Annotated in this window: 18 protein-coding genes and 2 tRNA genes; 11 read left to right on the top strand and 9 right to left on the bottom strand. The window is 57.4% G+C overall.

The window, feature by feature from the left end:
• Nucleotide 1: 1 nt before the first annotated feature.
• The gene (locus P186_RS12735; protein ID WP_237179420.1) at nucleotides 2–889 is read right to left on the bottom strand and encodes a 4Fe-4S dicluster domain-containing protein; all 888 of its coding nucleotides are present in this window, start codon (nucleotides 887–889) and stop codon (nucleotides 2–4) included.
• An 82-nt stretch (nucleotides 890–971) separates the two neighbouring features.
• Here P186_RS12735 and P186_RS12730 point away from each other — a divergent pair, with 82 nt between their 5' ends.
• A complete protein-coding gene (locus tag P186_RS12730; protein ID WP_237179419.1) occupies nucleotides 972–1,412 on the top strand; it encodes a hypothetical protein in 441 nt (146 codons plus the stop codon).
• Here the strand turns inward: P186_RS12730 and P186_RS12725 are convergent.
• Genes P186_RS12725 through P186_RS12715 form a run of 3 tightly spaced genes read right to left on the bottom strand, consistent with a single transcriptional unit; the run spans nucleotide 1,383 to nucleotide 4,495 of the window.
• A complete protein-coding gene (locus tag P186_RS12725) occupies nucleotides 1,383–3,143 on the bottom strand; it encodes a tetratricopeptide repeat protein (protein WP_014289923.1) in 1,761 nt (586 codons plus the stop codon). The two genes, P186_RS12730 and P186_RS12725, sit on opposite strands and share 30 nt — an antisense overlap.
• Complete coding sequence (locus tag P186_RS12720) at nucleotides 3,133–3,975, bottom strand: 4Fe-4S binding protein (RefSeq protein ID WP_148683075.1); 843 nt, start codon at nucleotides 3,973–3,975, stop codon at nucleotides 3,133–3,135. The genes P186_RS12725 and P186_RS12720 overlap by 11 nt, the downstream gene beginning before the upstream one ends.
• The gene (locus P186_RS12715; protein WP_014289921.1) at nucleotides 3,959–4,495 is read right to left on the bottom strand and encodes a TorD/DmsD family molecular chaperone; all 537 of its coding nucleotides are present in this window, start codon (nucleotides 4,493–4,495) and stop codon (nucleotides 3,959–3,961) included. The genes P186_RS12720 and P186_RS12715 overlap by 17 nt, the downstream gene beginning before the upstream one ends.
• A gap of 84 nt (nucleotides 4,496–4,579) precedes the next feature.
• Between P186_RS12715 and P186_RS12710 the strand changes: the two genes are divergently transcribed.
• Both P186_RS12710 and P186_RS12705 read left to right on the top strand, forming a co-directional pair.
• Entirely contained in the window at nucleotides 4,580–5,290 is a 711-nt protein-coding gene (locus tag P186_RS12710) for a hypothetical protein (protein ID WP_014289920.1), read from the top strand.
• On the top strand, nucleotides 5,277–6,251 hold the full coding sequence (locus P186_RS12705; protein ID WP_014289919.1) for a hypothetical protein: 975 nt from the start codon (nucleotides 5,277–5,279) through the stop codon (nucleotides 6,249–6,251). Before P186_RS12710 ends, P186_RS12705 begins: the two co-directional genes overlap by 14 nt.
• Nucleotides 6,252–6,539: 288 nt before the next feature.
• On the opposite strand, the gene P186_RS14115 is transcribed toward P186_RS12705, so the two are convergent.
• Nucleotides 6,540–7,205, bottom strand: coding sequence for a hypothetical protein (locus tag P186_RS14115; RefSeq protein WP_237179418.1), 666 nt, complete (start codon nucleotides 7,203–7,205; stop codon nucleotides 6,540–6,542).
• Between the two features lie 29 nt (nucleotides 7,206–7,234).
• Nucleotides 7,235–7,435: a hypothetical protein gene (locus P186_RS12695; protein WP_014289917.1), complete on the bottom strand. Its 201-nt coding sequence runs from the start codon at nucleotides 7,433–7,435 to the stop codon at nucleotides 7,235–7,237.
• Between the two features lie 176 nt (nucleotides 7,436–7,611).
• On the opposite strand from P186_RS12695, the gene P186_RS13930 reads away from it, so the two are divergent.
• Nucleotides 7,612–7,836, top strand: a complete 225-nt coding sequence (locus P186_RS13930) for a hypothetical protein (protein ID WP_014289916.1) — start codon at nucleotides 7,612–7,614, stop codon at nucleotides 7,834–7,836.
• 95 nt (nucleotides 7,837–7,931) lie between these two features.
• On the opposite strand, the gene P186_RS12685 is transcribed toward P186_RS13930, so the two are convergent.
• Nucleotides 7,932–8,023, bottom strand: a tRNA-Arg gene (locus P186_RS12685).
• A 442-nt stretch (nucleotides 8,024–8,465) separates the two neighbouring features.
• On the opposite strand from P186_RS12685, the gene P186_RS12680 reads away from it, so the two are divergent.
• A tRNA-Tyr gene (locus P186_RS12680) sits at nucleotides 8,466–8,614 on the top strand.
• 126 nt (nucleotides 8,615–8,740) lie between these two features.
• Here P186_RS12680 and P186_RS12675 read toward each other — a convergent pair.
• Complete coding sequence (locus P186_RS12675) at nucleotides 8,741–9,796, bottom strand: NHL repeat-containing protein (protein WP_014289915.1); 1,056 nt, start codon at nucleotides 9,794–9,796, stop codon at nucleotides 8,741–8,743.
• A gap of 89 nt (nucleotides 9,797–9,885) precedes the next feature.
• Here P186_RS12675 and P186_RS12670 point away from each other — a divergent pair, with 89 nt between their 5' ends.
• Nucleotides 9,886–10,566, top strand: a complete 681-nt coding sequence (locus tag P186_RS12670) for a haloacid dehalogenase type II (RefSeq protein ID WP_148683074.1) — start codon at nucleotides 9,886–9,888, stop codon at nucleotides 10,564–10,566.
• 36 nt (nucleotides 10,567–10,602) lie between these two features.
• On the opposite strand, the gene P186_RS12665 is transcribed toward P186_RS12670, so the two are convergent.
• The gene (locus P186_RS12665) at nucleotides 10,603–11,445 is read right to left on the bottom strand and encodes a hypothetical protein (protein WP_014289913.1); all 843 of its coding nucleotides are present in this window, start codon (nucleotides 11,443–11,445) and stop codon (nucleotides 10,603–10,605) included.
• A gap of 130 nt (nucleotides 11,446–11,575) precedes the next feature.
• Between P186_RS12665 and pstS the strand changes: the two genes are divergently transcribed.
• The 5 genes from pstS to P186_RS14420 all read left to right on the top strand — a co-directional run bounded on the left by pstS (nucleotide 11,576) and on the right by P186_RS14420 (nucleotide 15,851).
• Complete coding sequence (gene pstS, locus P186_RS12660; RefSeq protein ID WP_014289912.1) at nucleotides 11,576–12,874, top strand: phosphate ABC transporter substrate-binding protein PstS; 1,299 nt, start codon at nucleotides 11,576–11,578, stop codon at nucleotides 12,872–12,874.
• Nucleotides 12,875–12,895: 21 nt separating this feature from the next.
• On the top strand, nucleotides 12,896–13,834 hold the full coding sequence (pstC, locus tag P186_RS12655) for a phosphate ABC transporter permease subunit PstC (RefSeq protein ID WP_014289911.1): 939 nt from the start codon (nucleotides 12,896–12,898) through the stop codon (nucleotides 13,832–13,834).
• Entirely contained in the window at nucleotides 13,831–14,748 is a 918-nt protein-coding gene (locus tag P186_RS12650; RefSeq protein ID WP_014289910.1) for a PstA family ABC transporter permease, read from the top strand. The genes pstC and P186_RS12650 overlap by 4 nt, the downstream gene beginning before the upstream one ends.
• Entirely contained in the window at nucleotides 14,748–15,503 is a 756-nt protein-coding gene (locus tag P186_RS12645) for an ATP-binding cassette domain-containing protein (RefSeq protein ID WP_014289909.1), read from the top strand. Before P186_RS12650 ends, P186_RS12645 begins: the two co-directional genes overlap by 1 nt.
• A 201-nt stretch (nucleotides 15,504–15,704) precedes the next feature.
• Nucleotides 15,705–15,851 (top strand): hypothetical protein, encoded by a 147-nt coding sequence (locus tag P186_RS14420; protein WP_014289908.1) that lies wholly within the window; start codon nucleotides 15,705–15,707, stop codon nucleotides 15,849–15,851.

Below are 15,851 nucleotides of genomic sequence, written 5' to 3'. Positions count from 1 at the left end.
CCTAATGCGCCGGCTTTATTAGACCTGTCCAGACGGCGCCCGCGCCGGCTATCACCAACAGCGCAATGGCGGCGTATACGAGGAGTTGCCTCGTGTCCCTCACGGCGTTGCTGAGCTCAGCCACCTCTGGGCTCTTGGTGGGCGTGAACTCTTTCCAGAGGCCGAGGGCGTTGGGCTCCGGACTCCACTCGGCCAGCGCCCCGGGCTGGAGCGCGGGGTCTGCGTTGGGGTTCCAGCTACTCATATCCACCTTCCTATCCACGAGGAGCTGGTTTGCCTTATCGCCGGTTATCTGCTTCTTGAAGGCGCCGGCGTCTGTGTTTATAGGCCTCATGGAGCCGAAGGGGGCGAAGAATAGGCGCGGCTTCACAACATCGGCCACCTTCCCCACAGGCTTTATCTTGCCCTCCCTATATAGACGCCCGATGAGGGAGTTGGGATCGTCAAGATCGCCGAATACCCTCGCCCCCGTGGGGCACGCCGCGACGCAGGCGGGGAGGAGGCCTGAGTACACGAGGTGTTCGCAGAAGGTGCACTTATCCGCCTTGTTTGTCCTGGGGTCCATGTAGACGGCGTTGTAGGGACACGCCCTGGTGCACGCGCGGCAGCCAATACATAGGTCTTTGTCCAGCTGGACTATGCCGGTCTCGGGGTTGTGCCTCAGGGCGCCGGTGGGGCACGAGTTGACACACGGCGCGTTTTCGCAGTGGTTACACTGAGGCAGGTGTAGTATGTAGCCCTCCACGTTGGGATACTCCCCGGTGTAGTACTCAACTATGAATAGACGCCACTTACCCAGCGGCACGTCGAACTCCTGCTTACACGCGGCGACGCAGGCCCAGCAGAGCATGCACAAGTCCTCTATTGTCGCCATTGCGAGTTTAGGCATGGAGAGATGTACGCCTTGTCTTAAATCCCTTTTACACTTAAGTGGTGTAATCAATATTTATAATCAAATGTATCGCTATAATGTGGATATAAAGTATACACAGGGGGAGATTAGATTAATGTCAAGTGGATACGGTGTGTTAGTGGCTCTGCGGCAGCTGGCTAGAACCATGGCCACGCCGGCTAAGGTCGGCTTCTTCATCTCCGTCCCCCAGGTCCTGGAGATTGCGGAGAAGCTGGGGGTGGCCGCCGTGCCCCGCAACGAGAGGCAGTGGTTTTTTGAAGAAGTGCTGAAAACCGCGTTTGACGGCGACAAGCTGGAGGAGTTTCTACAAGAACTCCTCACCATGGTGGAGAGGCACGTGAAGGAGGTGGAGGCCTTGACTTCGACGTACCCCGGGATGTACAAAATGCTGAGCTGGAGTCTAGAACGGGCGCGGGACTTCAGGCGGAGGGTAGAGGAGGTCCTCGCCATGTATAGAAAATTCCAGAAGCTAAAGGAAGAACACCACAAGTCTCGCTAGCGCCTTCCTATCCGGCTTTATGTAAGGAGCCGCCCCCGGAATCCCCGCCTCCGCCGCGAGGCTTCTTAGGCGGGTTAAGAACTGGGCAATCTCCCTGCGGTCTCCGCCAGCCGCCACCTGGAGGTAGGCCTCCACGGCGTAGTACAGGATAAAGAGCTTATCCATTGGGTCAATCCTCGCCGCAACCGCCGCCAGCCGCCGCTGGTCTTGCCTCAAAACTGCTAGAATCAGCTCTTTCAACTCCGGCCTCAAGTCTAGCTTCTCAACCTCCTCCGCCACGTCGAGGCCAAGCGCCACCCCAGCGAGCGCCGCCAAGAGGTCTTGACCCGCGGCTCTCGCCTTTTCTCTAAACTTGGCGAGGTTTCTAGTCTTTAGGAATAGGAGAGCCCACTTCTGGAAGCCAGATGTCCTCCTGAGGATGCGCTTGGCGTCGCTGTACCTCCCCAGCATTATGTAGGCCCACCCGAGGTTGCGCCTCACGAGGCTTGAGTAGTCTGGAACAAACTTTAGAGTAAAGAGCTCGTCCTCAAGTAGGCGCACCACCTCTCTCCAGTTGCCCAAAAGCGCCTCTCTATACGCCATCAAGAGGTGTAGAATTCTCTTAGCCCTCAGCCACTCCTCGTCGCTCCCAGCCTTGAAGAGGAGGTCCTCCGCGATGGCCAGCACGGCCTCCGCCTCCCTAAGCCTCCCGGAGGAGAGCAGAAGCACCCCTAGGTTGTAGACGGCGTCGTAGGCCTCCCTCCTCGGCGCCAGCCGCGCCGCCCTCTGGGCGAGATACACCACGTCCTCCACTCTGTACTCCAGCCCCCTCAGGGCTAGGGAGAGGGCGTGTATAGCCTTCGCCTCCACGTCCTTGCCCACTCTCGGGGCCACCTCCAGGAAGTAGTTGCCTAGCTCCGCGGCGGCCGGGGGCGGGAGGCTGTAGATGGCGTCTACCAACAGCGCCGACCGCTCCACATATCTGTCTACGCCGAGGCGCCACAGTAGGGCATAGTAGTACAAGAGGCGGCCCGGATCTCTCACGACCTCCACAGCCCTCTCCAGCACCTCAACCGCGTACTTGGGGTCGTGGTGCACCGCGAAAAACTGGAGCCACGGCAACTTAAGCGCCAGCCTGCCGCCTCTCCGGTCGTGCCAGAGGGCGGGCTCCACCCCAAGCTCCTTCGCCTCCTCTTCAGTGACGTACGCCAGCACGGCGTCTCGCAGAAACCTTCTCCCGTACCTCTCGACGAATTCGATAAACCAAGTCGGCTTTAGGGAGAGACCCTCCACGTGCTCCGCGGTGATTTTCCCCGGGTAGTTGAGCTCCTCTAAGGCTCTACACACTGCGCCGGGGAACCCCCCGGTTACGTACAGAAGCCTCTCGAGGACCCCCCTCTCGGCGGCTTGGCTAAACGTGGCGAGGAAGTCCCCCAGCTCCCCGACGGTGAGAGGCGGCATGACCAGGGCCTCCACCTCGTCCATAAGCCTGAGCACCTCCTCCAGCGACCCCGTGGCCGCGACGTACCAGTTGCAACCAGCCGCCTCGGCCACCTCGCCTATGTCTACCTCAACCGCTCTAAACTCCCGGCAGTCCCCCCTGCCGAGAAGCACGCCGGCGATCGACGCCGCCCTTTTCAAAGTCGTAGAGACGCCGGACCCCCGGACCCCCAGCAACACCCCACGCCTCCTAGCCTCAAGAGCCGAGATAACCACCCTGTCTATTGACCTGGGAAAGTAGCTACAAGCCATAGAGCTCCTTTATCAACTTGGTGGTGAAGCCGCAGACGGGGCACTCCCCCCGGTTTTTTGCATATACCGTGCCGCAGTTGGGGCACTGCACGACCTCCACAAGATAATGCTCCACGTCGATATCCCCCCTCTCCAGCCTCAGAGCCCCCACGTCGCAGGCCTCGACACAGACGCCGCACTCCACACACCTCCCACCGTCTACGGCAACCAGGCCGCTTTCCTCATCCACCTTCACAGCCTCAGTGGGGCAGACGCCGGCGCACACCCCGCACAAGACGCAGCGATCCGCGTCCACCACGGGGCGGAGGCCCTCGGCGCCGAGGGGCCTGCTGTATTCAAACCGCCTCGGCGGCCCCCTAACGGCCTTTATTAACGGCTCCCCAGCCGCGGCCCGCCTAAAGAGAAGCCTCCTGCTCACATCGCCTCCCCTCCCCCTGGCCACCTTCACCCTGAGGCCGGCCTTCAGAGCCTCCTCTAGGGCCCTCCAGCCGCCGCCGGCGTCCCTTAGCTTACAGTCGTCGCAACGAGCGTCTACCTCCACCTCGCCGTACTTCTCCACCAGCTTGACATAGTCCTCAAACCTCAGCGCGTGTATGCAGGGACCCCCCTCTCTACAGCTAATTCTCGGCCCCAGCTCCTCCGCCGGCGTGTAGACGCCGGTGGGGCACGCGCCTATGCATATGCCGCACCCCACGCAGAGATCCTCCGCCACCTCCACCCGGCCGTCGCCGACGTACAAAGCGCCGGCGGGACACGCCTCTACGCACTTCGAGCATCTGCTGGCCTTCCAGAAGGATCTGACGCAACGGGAGAAGTCAGCGTAGATTTTCATACCCCTCTGCTATTAGCTCAGCCACCAGCATCCCCAGCGATTTGTAGAAGCTGGTCGCCGCCGATCTGTATATCGCAAAGCCGGCGAGCGGGCCCCACCTCCCCAGATGCCTCTCGAAAAAGTCTGCGGCGGCCTCCCTCCTACCCTCCTCCATTAGGCTAGCCGCAAACAGGAGCTCCAGCCCCAGGTGGTCTCCGCACCTCACCCTAGCCGACCTTAGGTCTGGCTCGTAGCCGAATTTGGCGTAGTACCTCAACACCTCCGCAGACACGTCTGTACACATAAGGCCGCTGGGATCCACAAATACAGACTCGTAGAGGTGGACGTACATGAGAAGAGTCTTTGTGAAGTCAACCCTAAGCCTTAGATAGGCGTCGCCTCTGTCAAGTTCAGAAAGCATATCCCCCCGGTAGGGCTCGGGTAGGTTGTCCACCACGTGCCTCACCTTGGGCAAGTCGTCCGGCTCCAGCTCCCTAATTAAGAGATAGGAGACGAAGCGGTAGAGAGGAGAAAGCGACACGTAGAGAGGTGGACCTGAGTATTTATATCTCGTTATACCGGGACGGTGTAACAATATATATAAATAGACTGTTCAGGATAACACATGTATAAATCCCTTGACCAACTCTATACTCACTTTAAGTTCTTTTGGAAAGACCTCGTTCCACATCTTACAGACATCTCAAGAGACGTGGTGAGGATATACAGCGAGAACTACCCAAGAAAGCTGAAAACATACGAGGTCTACGTCAAGACGCCGCACCAGCTAAGCACGGTGTATAAAGCCGTGAAGAGCCTCCGCCGGCGGAGGCTGGTGATCTGCGACGAGGGGGGTTGCGCCGCCACCGTAAAGGCCCCACTAACGTTGATATACCACGGCGAGCTCGACGCTCTCCGCCACGTCAAGAAGATCTGGAACATCGAGGAGATCAGCGATGAAAACCTCATGGCATATCTAGTGCTGGTCGGCGCGGCTCTCAAGAGGCTAGAATTCGACATCACCCAGGCCTACATCTGCCCGGCGTGGGGCGCCGCCATGTACGTAGCCTCCTTCATAAAAGGCAACTTCAAAAGCCTTGAAGGCAATTTGGGTGTTCCCGGAGAGGTGCTGAAGCTGGCGTACCCCACATATGTCAAAATACTCGACCCCTACCTCGCGCCGGTGAACGGCGTTAGGTTGTTGGTTAGGAGGAGAGGTGCGGCGCTGGATTTAATCGCCGCCAGGTGCCCGGCATATCCCGGATGCGGTCACGTCGAGGTGGATAACTGCCCGTTTGTAAAAAAGGCCCTGGAGAGGCTTAATGCTACCCCCTAGCATAAAGACAGCCGGCCTTAGAAACCTCCTCTTCCACTTCCCCCGGCTGGCCTACTACGTGCTGGTGGCCTACGAGGGGGGCGATCCCGTTGCGGAGGCAGAGCGGAGAGGCGACCCCCCGGAGGTGGGGCGCTATGTGGACAACGCGGTGAGGAGCCTAGAGAGGGAGGTCCTGGCGGAGGTGTTGGAGAGGCTGGCGGGGGACGAGAAATTCGCCGAGGCGGCCTACCGGGAGCTCGCCGCGGAGGTGTTGAAATCCAGCCCCGAGGCGTGGGAAGCCGCCGCCTACTTCGCCAAGTTCCTATACCCCGAGATGCAGAGCTTCTCCAGCCTAGCGGCGTGCCAGGAGGCGGAGGAGCTGGCCGAGCTCGCCGGCCTCCTCGGAGTGGATATTGAGAACTATAGGAAAATGGGGCTACTCTTCGAGACCTGGGACTCGGTACTGGAGAAGAAGATGCTGTGCACACCCCGCTGGCTGGAGAAGGCCCTCGGCGTGGTGGCAAACGCCGTGGAGCTTAGGCAGAGCGAGGAGACCTCCAAGTTGTTGAGAGACTTCGTGGGCAAGCTGTTCCACAACCCCCGGGGCTACGCCGCGTTTAGAGCAGACGTCTTTAGAGACGTCCCCGTAATCCCCCAGGAGGCGTTGCTAGGCCAGCCGGCGGAGCTACCCGGCGTCTTCAACGGGAGGCGCGTAAACCCCCTCTTGAGGGAGGCGGCGCGGGAAGCCATAATAGAGGCTGAGAAGGGCCGGGCCCCCGGGGGCGCACTAGACAGAGAATTCGGCGTGTATATAGACGGCTCGGTGGTCTACGCCCCAGTCCCCGAGGCCGTGGGCCACAAAATGCTGGCTAAGTACAGAGGCGCCAAGATCGTCGCAGTGGCCAGGTGGCCCCTCGAGGCGGAGCGCTACGCCCAATACCTCAAGCCATACGGCGTGGAGATAGTACACATCAAGCGCTAGAGGAGATGGCAGGCCCGATGAGGTCATAAACAACAGCGACGTTGACGCCGGCGCCAAGCACCCGCCAAAAGGGCCGAAGACATGCGTATATCTAAGCCCACAGGGACGGCATTATTACAAAATTCCACACAGCTCAACCACGTTCTCTACACCCAACACTGTGCACCCGCTCTACACACGGGCCAGCCACCTCGCCCCTCTCAGCATGTGTCACCGTCGTCGTTTGTCCAGCGGGAGAAATCCACTAGGCGCCCTTGCTACCCCTCCCCCACTGCCGCCACGCCTCACCTAGGATATCTTTAGGAAGCTCCCAGTGGTGTTGTAAAGCGGCCTCCCCAGCCTCAGCCTCTCCCTATCCAGGCGCACCTTCACCACGTAGAAACAGTTGGAAATGTGGTCACCAGCAATCTCCTTGACGACCCAGACGTCTCTCAACGCTAGATATACGCCGTCGTTTCCAAAAACCACGTGTGAGTAATGTAGAAACGTGAATAGCTCCGTGCCGTTCTCCACCACCTCGTGGAGACCCCTCTTAATTCCCAGATAGCCCACGCCGCTGTCCACGTCAACCACCAACACGGCGCTGGCAAGTCCTATCGCCGCCGGCACGGCGACGGTTATACAGAAGTGCCTCGCGCAGTAGCACCTAACAGTATCTCTTTCAGAAAACGGCGAGTCGTTTAGCATAATTAGGCCAACCTCTCTTGTAAAAACTACGTATGTCTTATTTCCAACTCTCCCTCCAGCTACGCATGTAAATTTGCCACCCTCCCGGCCAGGCCACCCCCAGTTGAGCGGAATTTCAGGCTCGATTTCTACGTCGCCGTCGTAGCTACACGGGGACCACACCACACCCCCGCCGGGGGTGGTGTCGAAACACTTGACGTCAACCCCCAGGGTGCACCCCCACGAGAGATATAGATAAAACGCAAGAAGCAAAAAGAGAATTACCACAACCGCGGTGACTACCAACTTTTTTATTCTCATGTCGTGGCGCCGTGTGAAGACGTCGGCGGCTCCGTAGTCTTCAGCACGCCGTGGCGAGATACAGTCGCTGCCTTACCTCGAGGCGTCGTGTGGCTACCAGCGTAGTTAACAGCCTCCCTAGACACATCAACGCCGCTTAGAGGACCAGGCCCAGCCCCAGCGACAGCCAGCAACGCCACAGCGGCAAACACAGACACGTGTAGGCTAGAGTCCACCTTCTTTAAGTTTTACTGCGGTGAACACGCCAAGCCCCCGCCTCTAAACAGAAGGACGGCGCTGTTTTTCACAGCGCAAACAGCTTCGTAATCCCTTGTCATGACGGCGGCAGAGGCGGCACCGCCGGCACACCCCCAGAAAGCGCCTCGCAAGTGGCATGTGGGATTCCCGCCTTGCATCTACCACAGACGCCGCGGCATATGCGCTGGGAGATCCTCTCGGATTCCCAGTAGTCATAGGTTCGATACTCAGCCCCGGTGCTGTCGAGTACTCAGACGTAGAAATTAACACGCTTTACTGCAGAGGCCAGAGGAGTCTTGACATAGCGCCATTTGACTTGGTTATCCATTTAAGCTACGCCCACAGGCGCTGTGTCTCGTAGATCTTTTTTCCATATGTCGAGAAACTCACACAGTACTCGCCGTGTCGACGAACAGACACAGCAAGCACACCACCCCCAAATACACATGAGAATACTGGCGGGCCCGATGGGATTTGAACCCACGACCTACGGCTCTCTTCGGCGAGCTTAGAAGGCCGCCGCTCTATCCAGGCTGAGCTACGGGCCCCCGTCTACGCTGAATTACGGTGTTTAAAAGTTTTTGCCGACACTGAAACTTGTGTCTGGCGAATTGGGGTGGTCCGAGGCGTCTCGTTCTGCGCAGTGGCGTTTGACACACTTGCTGTAGATTAGGGAGGTAGTGGCGCACCACGGCCTCGAGATCGAGTAAGCCTCTCACACTACCCCCAGGCAATCCTCATATGTGCTACCGCTTGCTACATACGCGGAAAAGTCCTAGGTGCCCCAGCCCCGCCCGTATACTAACCTCTAGCGGTGGTGACCCTATACACCTTAGCCGCGATTGCGTTGGCATTCTTCACCAGAGAAGTAGAGCGGCGGGGGACACAAGATAAAGCCCGTCACCACCCCACAGATAGAGCGCAATATAGAGACGCCTCCGCAACGCGTCGCGGAAAAATTTTTAAAACTCCCAATACATTTCATCCCAGCGGCCCGTAGCTCAGCGGTCCAGAGCGCCCGGCTGTAGACAGCCCCTGGGGGTACATATGGGAAAAGCCCCCAGGCGCCTGTAACGGGCGGTCCCGTCGAGCCCCCGCAGGGGGTTCGGGATAAGGTTCGAATCCCGGCGGGCCGACCAGTTACGCCGGTTAACTCTAATGTCCCTTGTCTAAGACGCAAAGTATTGACCCCGGCAAAAAGATGGCCTCTACGTGTAGATTCGGGTTTGGTGGGCTCTGGGGGGCCGTGTGTAGCTGTTCTCCGTTTAGTGTTTTCGGAGTCTCTTGAGGATCAGCGCGGTTGCTATGGAGGCGGCGGCCAGGGCTGTGAGTAGTAGTGTTGGCTCGGGGGCGCCGCCGCTTTCCAGCGCGGCGGTTGTGTATTTCCCAGCTTTTTGCCCCGCTACGTAGATGCGGCCTTCCTCCACGGCGAGGCTGTTGACCGTGTCCAGCGGCGTCTCCAGAGTGTAGAGGGGCTTTAGGTTTTTGTCGTATACGGCTAATTGGTTGCACCGGGTTAGGTAGAGCCTGCCGCCGCTGTACAAGACGCGCTGGTAGTGCCCCTCGGCTCTGGACACCACATCTCCGTCTTTGGACATCTTCACGACGCCGCCTGGGCCGTAGACGTATGCGTTTCCCTCGTCGTCGAAGACGACGCCGTAGGGCCACCCCTCTTCTCCAGGTCTCGCCTCCCTCACGGTGTTGAGGTTCTGGTCTAGGATTAACACGATCCACACAGACCTGTTCCCCTCTGCCGCGCTTCCCACCGCCCAGACGTGGCCCGTGACCGGGTTTACGCCTACGCCGCTCAGCGTCAAGTTGAAGTAGCGCTCCCCCAGAAGCGTAAGGTTTAGGCTCCGCTTATGTATAAACGACTGTAGGGGGCCCTGGCCGTGTTCGACAACTACGCCGATCACGTAGATGTGGCTTCCGTCGGTTGCGAGTCTGGTAATCTGTAGCAATGGATGTCCAGGCCCCCTCGGCGGGTTGGCGCCTTCTGACGGCTCGATTTCGTCGACGCGCCGGGGCTCCGGGTCGTATACGGAGATTTGGAACAACCTGCCAAGGTACAGCCTTCCCCCTATCGCCACGCAACTGTTGATGAGGTCCCCCGGCTCGGTGTAGGTTTTCACCAGCTGTCCGCTGGCTTTGTCGCGGACTTCGATGCGGGTCACGAGGCGCCACGTCTGTACGTCGTATGCGTAGCCAACGACGTATAGGTGGGTATCTGTTGAGCATATGCTCACGGCCTCGCCGGGCACAGACGCCGAGATCCACCCACCCCACGCCGACGCCGCGAGGGCTAGGACGAGTAGCCACATGGCTACCCATCTGTTGATGTATAAATAGGTTGAAGACAGGGGGCTACCCGCGGCGTGGAAGTTATTTAAGCTAGGTGGCGGGTGGGGGTGTGGGGGCTGTGGAGCTTAGGTCGGTGAGGGTCTTGGCTTTCGACGTGTACGGCACGTTGTTTGACCTTGGGTCTCTTGTGGAGGCGGCGAGGGGCGTCGCGCCGGATCCTGCGGGGTTTGTGGCTATGTGGCGGTCGAAGCAGCTGGAGTACGCACTTCTGCTCTCTATGATGGGTAGGTATGAGAGGTTTCGGGTGGTGACTGAGAGGGCGCTTAGGTACGTCAGTAGGAGGCTGGGGCTTGGGCTGGGGGAGGCGGAGATGCGGAGGCTACTCGAGGCGTGGCTTAGACTCAGGCCCTACCCGGACGTGCCGAGGGCCCTGCCCGGGCTCGCTTCTCGCTATACAGTGGTGGCCTTGACGAACGGCGACGTGGATATGGTGGACGAGTTGCTGAGAGGCGCAGGGGTCCGCCACCACTTCGCCGCGATTTTCTCAGCTGAGGAGGCCGGCGTCTTTAAGCCGAGCCCGCGGGTGTACGGCCTCGTGGCGAGGCTCGGGGTTCAGCTGTGGGAGGTCGCCCTCGTCTCCTCCAACCCCTGGGACGCCGCGGGGGCCGCCAACGCGGGGCTCAAGGCGGTCTATGTAAATCGACACGGCCTGCCGCCCGAGGAGCTGGACGCGGCTCCCTACCTGGTGGTGAGGGATTTGGAGGAGCTCGCAGCAGCCCTTCTGGGCTGACGCCGGCTACTGAGGGTGTAGGTGTATACTACTGTCTTACCTCTGCTGTTTGATACGAGCCTCGGCTTCGCCGAGTGTGGGCTTTTTACTTGCGAGGTCGTATATGGCCATGTCTAAGTACACCTCGGCTGAGTTCTCCATGTAGTCGATGACCCTCACCGCGTGTAGCATGGCGATTTCAGACTTGGCCTTCTGCATGACGTGGAATCTCCTCGATGCCACTGTGGTGAGGAATTTGACGATGTGGTCCACCGTGCGCCGCTCGTGGATCTCCGCCAGCTCCCTGGCCGCCTCTAGCAAGGTTGCCCACATCTCCGGCTGGCTTTCGCTTAGGTAGAGCTCTCTTATGTGGTCAACCGCCCGTTCGTAGTACCTAGCCAGCTGGATGTAGAAGGCGCAACTCGGCGTGGGCCACTTGGCGCAGAGCCTGTTGATAATAAGCCTCAGGACGTCGGTCTCGCCGTCGGCGGCTTCTACTGTCTTTCTCCCCGCCGTGCCTTCTGCCAAGCCCTCGAGTAGGTAGAGAAGTGTTTGCAACATCCGGCGAATCACGTCGTTTTTGTTTACGTACCGGTCCTCGTAGCGGATTTTCACGACTTCGCCTTCGTATTCGATTTTTGCATATACCTTTTCCAGAGCTTTTTCAACCTCCCTACTTTGGGGAACCACGAGCTCGTCCAGACCTGCGGCGAAGCCCGCCACGACGGTTAGGACGCTTGCGTGGCTGGTCTCAGCCCGGCGGGGCTCCACTTGCCTAACTCCTATAAAATCCCCCTCCCAGTATATCACTGCTTTGTCTGAGTAGTAGCTAGCAACCACCTTCTTGGGTAGATAGATAAGGTAGGAGCCTCTGAGCTTTATAAGAGATCTAACTTCCATAGCAATTATGAACCGTTTAAAAATATGAGTAGCTCATATGAAAACACAGCGATAAACACAACTCGTCCGATTAGTAACACACATAATAGACATATGAAAAACTCTTTTAGCAGGGGACAAACATCCGCCCATGGTTGCATTAAACCTAAAAACGATCGCAGTAATAACAGTGGCCGTGGTCGCCGTAGTCGCCGCGGTACTACTTGCAACAACTTCTGCAACACAACCACCAGCACAGCAACCTGGGCCACCAGCTACCACTCCGACGGCCCAGCCTCCGGCACAGACGTATCCAACAACGACTCCGGCTCAACCTTCGACGCCAACCGCGACGCCGCAACAAACTACCACACCCGCCCTACGTGGGGCTGTGACTGGGGGCGGCTCCACGTTTGTGAATCCTCAGATGGTGATGTGGTCTAAGAAATTCTACGAAGCGACTGGGGGAGCCATTACGGTGAACTATCAGTCGATTGGGTCAGGTGCTGGCGCGGCGCAGTTTTTAGAAAAGAAGCTGGATTTCGGCGCCTCCGACGTGCCCATGCCTAGGGATAGATACGAGCAGGTCGCCGGCCGTTTCGTTCAATTCCCAGTGGTGATCGGGTCGATAGTGCTAGTGTATAACATTCCTGAGATTGCGTACGTGAAGACGGGTAAGTACCTCAACCTCACCTCCGAGCTTATCTCGCTTATCTACATGGGCGAGATTAAGCAGTGGTGCGACCCCCGGATAAAGGCAGTTAACCCAGGCCTCGCCGACAAACTGCCTTGTAGGGACATAATTGCGGTGCACAGAAGCGACGGCTCCGGCACCACGGCAGCTTTCACGCTGTACTTATCACTGGCCTACAAGCCGTGGAACGAGACCGTTGGCTGGGGCTATACAGTTAAGTGGCCTGCAGACGAGAAGGCACAAGGTAGCGGGGCTAAGGGCAACGAAGGCGTGGCCCAGGCTGTGTTGCAGAATGCCTACTCCATTGGGTATGTGGAATTCGCCTATTGGTATAAGAACAGGGATAAGTACGACAAAGTTGGCGGCGTCGCTTATCTAAAAAATGACAATGATGGCAAATTCTACTTCCCCACTGCCGAGTCGGTGGGGGAAGGGGCGAAGGCGGGCTTGGAGAGGTACACACAGAAATACGGCGCTAAGCCGAAGCCCGACGCCGATTGGAATCCCGTCTCTATAGAATTCACAAACCCGCCGAGGGGGTACCCCATCCTGGCCTTTACGTATGTATTCCTATGGAAGGACTACGCCGCTGAGGGCTACGGAGACGCCGCCACAAAGGCGGCTCTCCTCAAGCGGTTTTTTGAATGGGTGCTGACGGAGGGGCAGAAGCCTGAGTATATTGTCGAGGGCTTCATACCGCTTCCTAGGGAGGTGGCGCAGATAGGACTCGACGCTTTGAAATTGGTGAAGCCTTAAAAACTGTATTTTTTCCTCTCTATGCTAGGCCTCGTATTGTTCTTGTCTGCGCTTGTCTACTTTATTTCTGTTCTTGTCCTGCTGTTCCTCAGAGTTAGGTGGGGCCTAAGGCTGGTTGGGGCCGTTTCGCTGGTCTTAATCGCTGGTTTAGTTATCTTGTTCATTTACGAGGCGGGCCCTATATTGGCTAGAGAGGGATTTGCCATATTTTTAAAGGCTGATTGGGATCCCGTTAGAGAGAGCTACGGGGTGTTGCCAGCTGTTGTGGGGACTCTCATGACATCTGCCATTGCGGTGGCGATGGCTTTCCCTCTCGCTGTAGGGATCACCGTAGCTATAAATGAGGTGTTCCCCAGAGGGTTCCGCAACGTATTTGCCTCTTTAGTAGATCTCACGGCGGCTATGCCGACTGTAATATATGGATTGTGGGGGCTGTTTGTCCTGGGGCCCTTGTTGAAGGATGTTGTCAACGGCGTATCGCATCTACTTGTGGGTGGAGTGGTAATGCCGTCGTCTAATTCGTTGTTCACAGCCTCTGTTCTGTTGGCGGTTATGATCACGCCGTACATGGCAGCAGTTATGAGGGAGGGCTACGCAACGGTTCCCAAGCCGGTGGAGGAGGCTATATACGCAGTTGGAGCTACTAAATTCGAGGCGGTGCTGGTAAAGCTTAGGTACATTAAGCAGTATATCTTCGGCGGCCTCTTCCTAGCCCTGGGCAGGGCTATGGGGGAGACCGTCGCCGTGGCGATGGTTGTGGGCGGGAATTTCTCCCGCCTCACATTAAATGTATTTGACAGTGGGATAACAATATCGTCGCTGGTAGCGTTGCAATTTCCAAACGCAGCCGCCTATCAGTATATGATACCGGCGCTCTTCGCCGCGGCCCTCGTTCTAGCAATTATGGGTCTGGCTATAAACGGCGTGGCTATATACCTGCTGACGAGGGGGCAGACATGATGGCCCGTAAAGTTTTTAACATAATTGGCTTGGCGGTGCTGACGGCGCTTGCCGTGCTGGCCGTGGCTCCGCTGTTCTTCATAATTTACGACGTCTATACAAAAGGCGTGCCGGCGATTTTCGCGCTCGGCGGGCCTTGGGAGTTTTTGACTGGGATAGCCCCGACGCCATACGACGAGAAAGGCGGCATCGGCCCCATGCTTGTGGGCACGCTGTACATGACGCTCCTCGGCTCTATACTTGGCTTTATCATCGGCTTCCCCCTGGGGGTCTATATCGGGGAGATGAGGAGGGAATTTTTCAGCAAGATGTCTAGGGCTGGCGTAAATGTGTTGGTGGAGTTCCCCACTATAACAATAGGTTTGTTTGTATATGCCGTCATGGCGCTGTCTGTTGAGGATTTGAATAGATACTTGCTGGAGCCGCTTAGCGGCTGGCTGACGGCGGCTCTAGGCGACTGGGTCAGCCAGTTCGTAGGGCCTCTGAGCGGGTTCAGCGCCTATTCCGGCGCTTTGGCTCTGTCGATTGTAATGATTCCGTACGTGGCTTTATTAACCGGTAGCGCATACGCCTCAATAGAGCAACCTCTGAGAGAGGCTGCGTATTCCACGGCGGGGCGGGAGTTCAACGCTTTGTTCATAGTCCTGAGGAAGGCGGTGTCCCGTGTTGTTTTGACAGCGGCGTTGATCGGCACTGCGAAAATCGCAGGGGAGACCGCGCCGCTGTTATTCACGGCGTTTGGAAACTACTACTACGCGCCGTTTACAGGGGCCACAGCCGCAATACCCCTCTGGATCTACTACGCGGCTCAGTCTCCATATGACGTGTGGATAACCTCCGCCTACGGGGCCGCTGCGGTTCTCTTGACGATAATATTGACAATATTTTTAATCGCCCGCGTCGTGGCGAGGTGATGTCGCCAAAGATAGAGATAAGCGACCTCCACGTGGCTTTTGGAAACCACAAGGTTTTAGACGGCATCACCCACTCAATTATGGACAGAGCCATAACGGCGTTGATGGGGCCCTCGGGGAGCGGCAAATCCACACTATTGAGAGTTTTCAATAGACTTATCGAGCTGTATCCAGAGGCGGTGGTCAAAGGTGAGGTTTACCTCGACGGGCGCGATATCTTTAAGATGGACGTTATAGAGCTTAGGAGGAAGGTGCAGATGATTTTTCAAATTCCAAACCCGATACCCAACCTCTCAATTTTTGAAAACGTGGCGTTGGGACTTAAGCTAAACAGGTTGGTGAATGGCAGGAGAGAGCTTTATAACCGGGTTAAGGCCGCTCTTGAAAAGGCCTTGCTCTGGGAGGAGGTTAAGGACAGGCTTAATTCCCCGGCGGGCAAGCTGTCGGGGGGTCAGCAACAGAGGCTCTGCGTCGCCCGCGCCTTGGCTTTCGAGCCGGAGGTTCTGCTAGCCGACGAGCCCACGGCTAATCTCGACCCCGAGAACACGGCAAAGCTTGAGGAGCTGTTTCTCAACTTAAAGAAGGACGTGACCATTATCCTCGTGACGCACTTCCCGGGGCAGGCGGCTAGGATAAGCGACTACGTGGCGTTTCTCTACAAGGGGCGCATCGTGGAGACCGGACCCACGAAGGAGGTGTTTACAAACCCCAAGCATGAATTAACAGAGAAATACGTCACAGGAAAACTATATTAAGAATTCAATTAGTTATTTAAAACGAAGACTTAATGAAAGTCTATAAAATATTTGTAGAGACAATTCTTTAAGTAAATCTATAATTATATATCATGTAATATAAAAACTTATATAGTCCTAAAGTCACTACGCTATGGCCGGTTCTAAAACTCTCTGGGTGATAGCCTTAGCTGTTGCTGTGATTGTGATAGGGGCGCTAGCATGGATGGCAACGCAACCTTCAGCCCAGCCCACCACCCCAGGGCCAACCCCCACCACATCTACCGCTCAGCCGCCGTCTCCCACTCAGACGCAGTCGGCGACCACCACCAGCTCCCCCACGGCTACGCAGCCAAAGCCAGCGGGTGA

The organism is Pyrobaculum ferrireducens (genome assembly GCF_000234805.1).
In the GTDB taxonomy this organism is placed as follows: Archaea; Thermoproteota; Thermoprotei; order Thermoproteales; family Thermoproteaceae; genus Pyrobaculum; species Pyrobaculum ferrireducens.
This window is presented reverse-complemented; position numbering and strand designations above follow the sequence as displayed.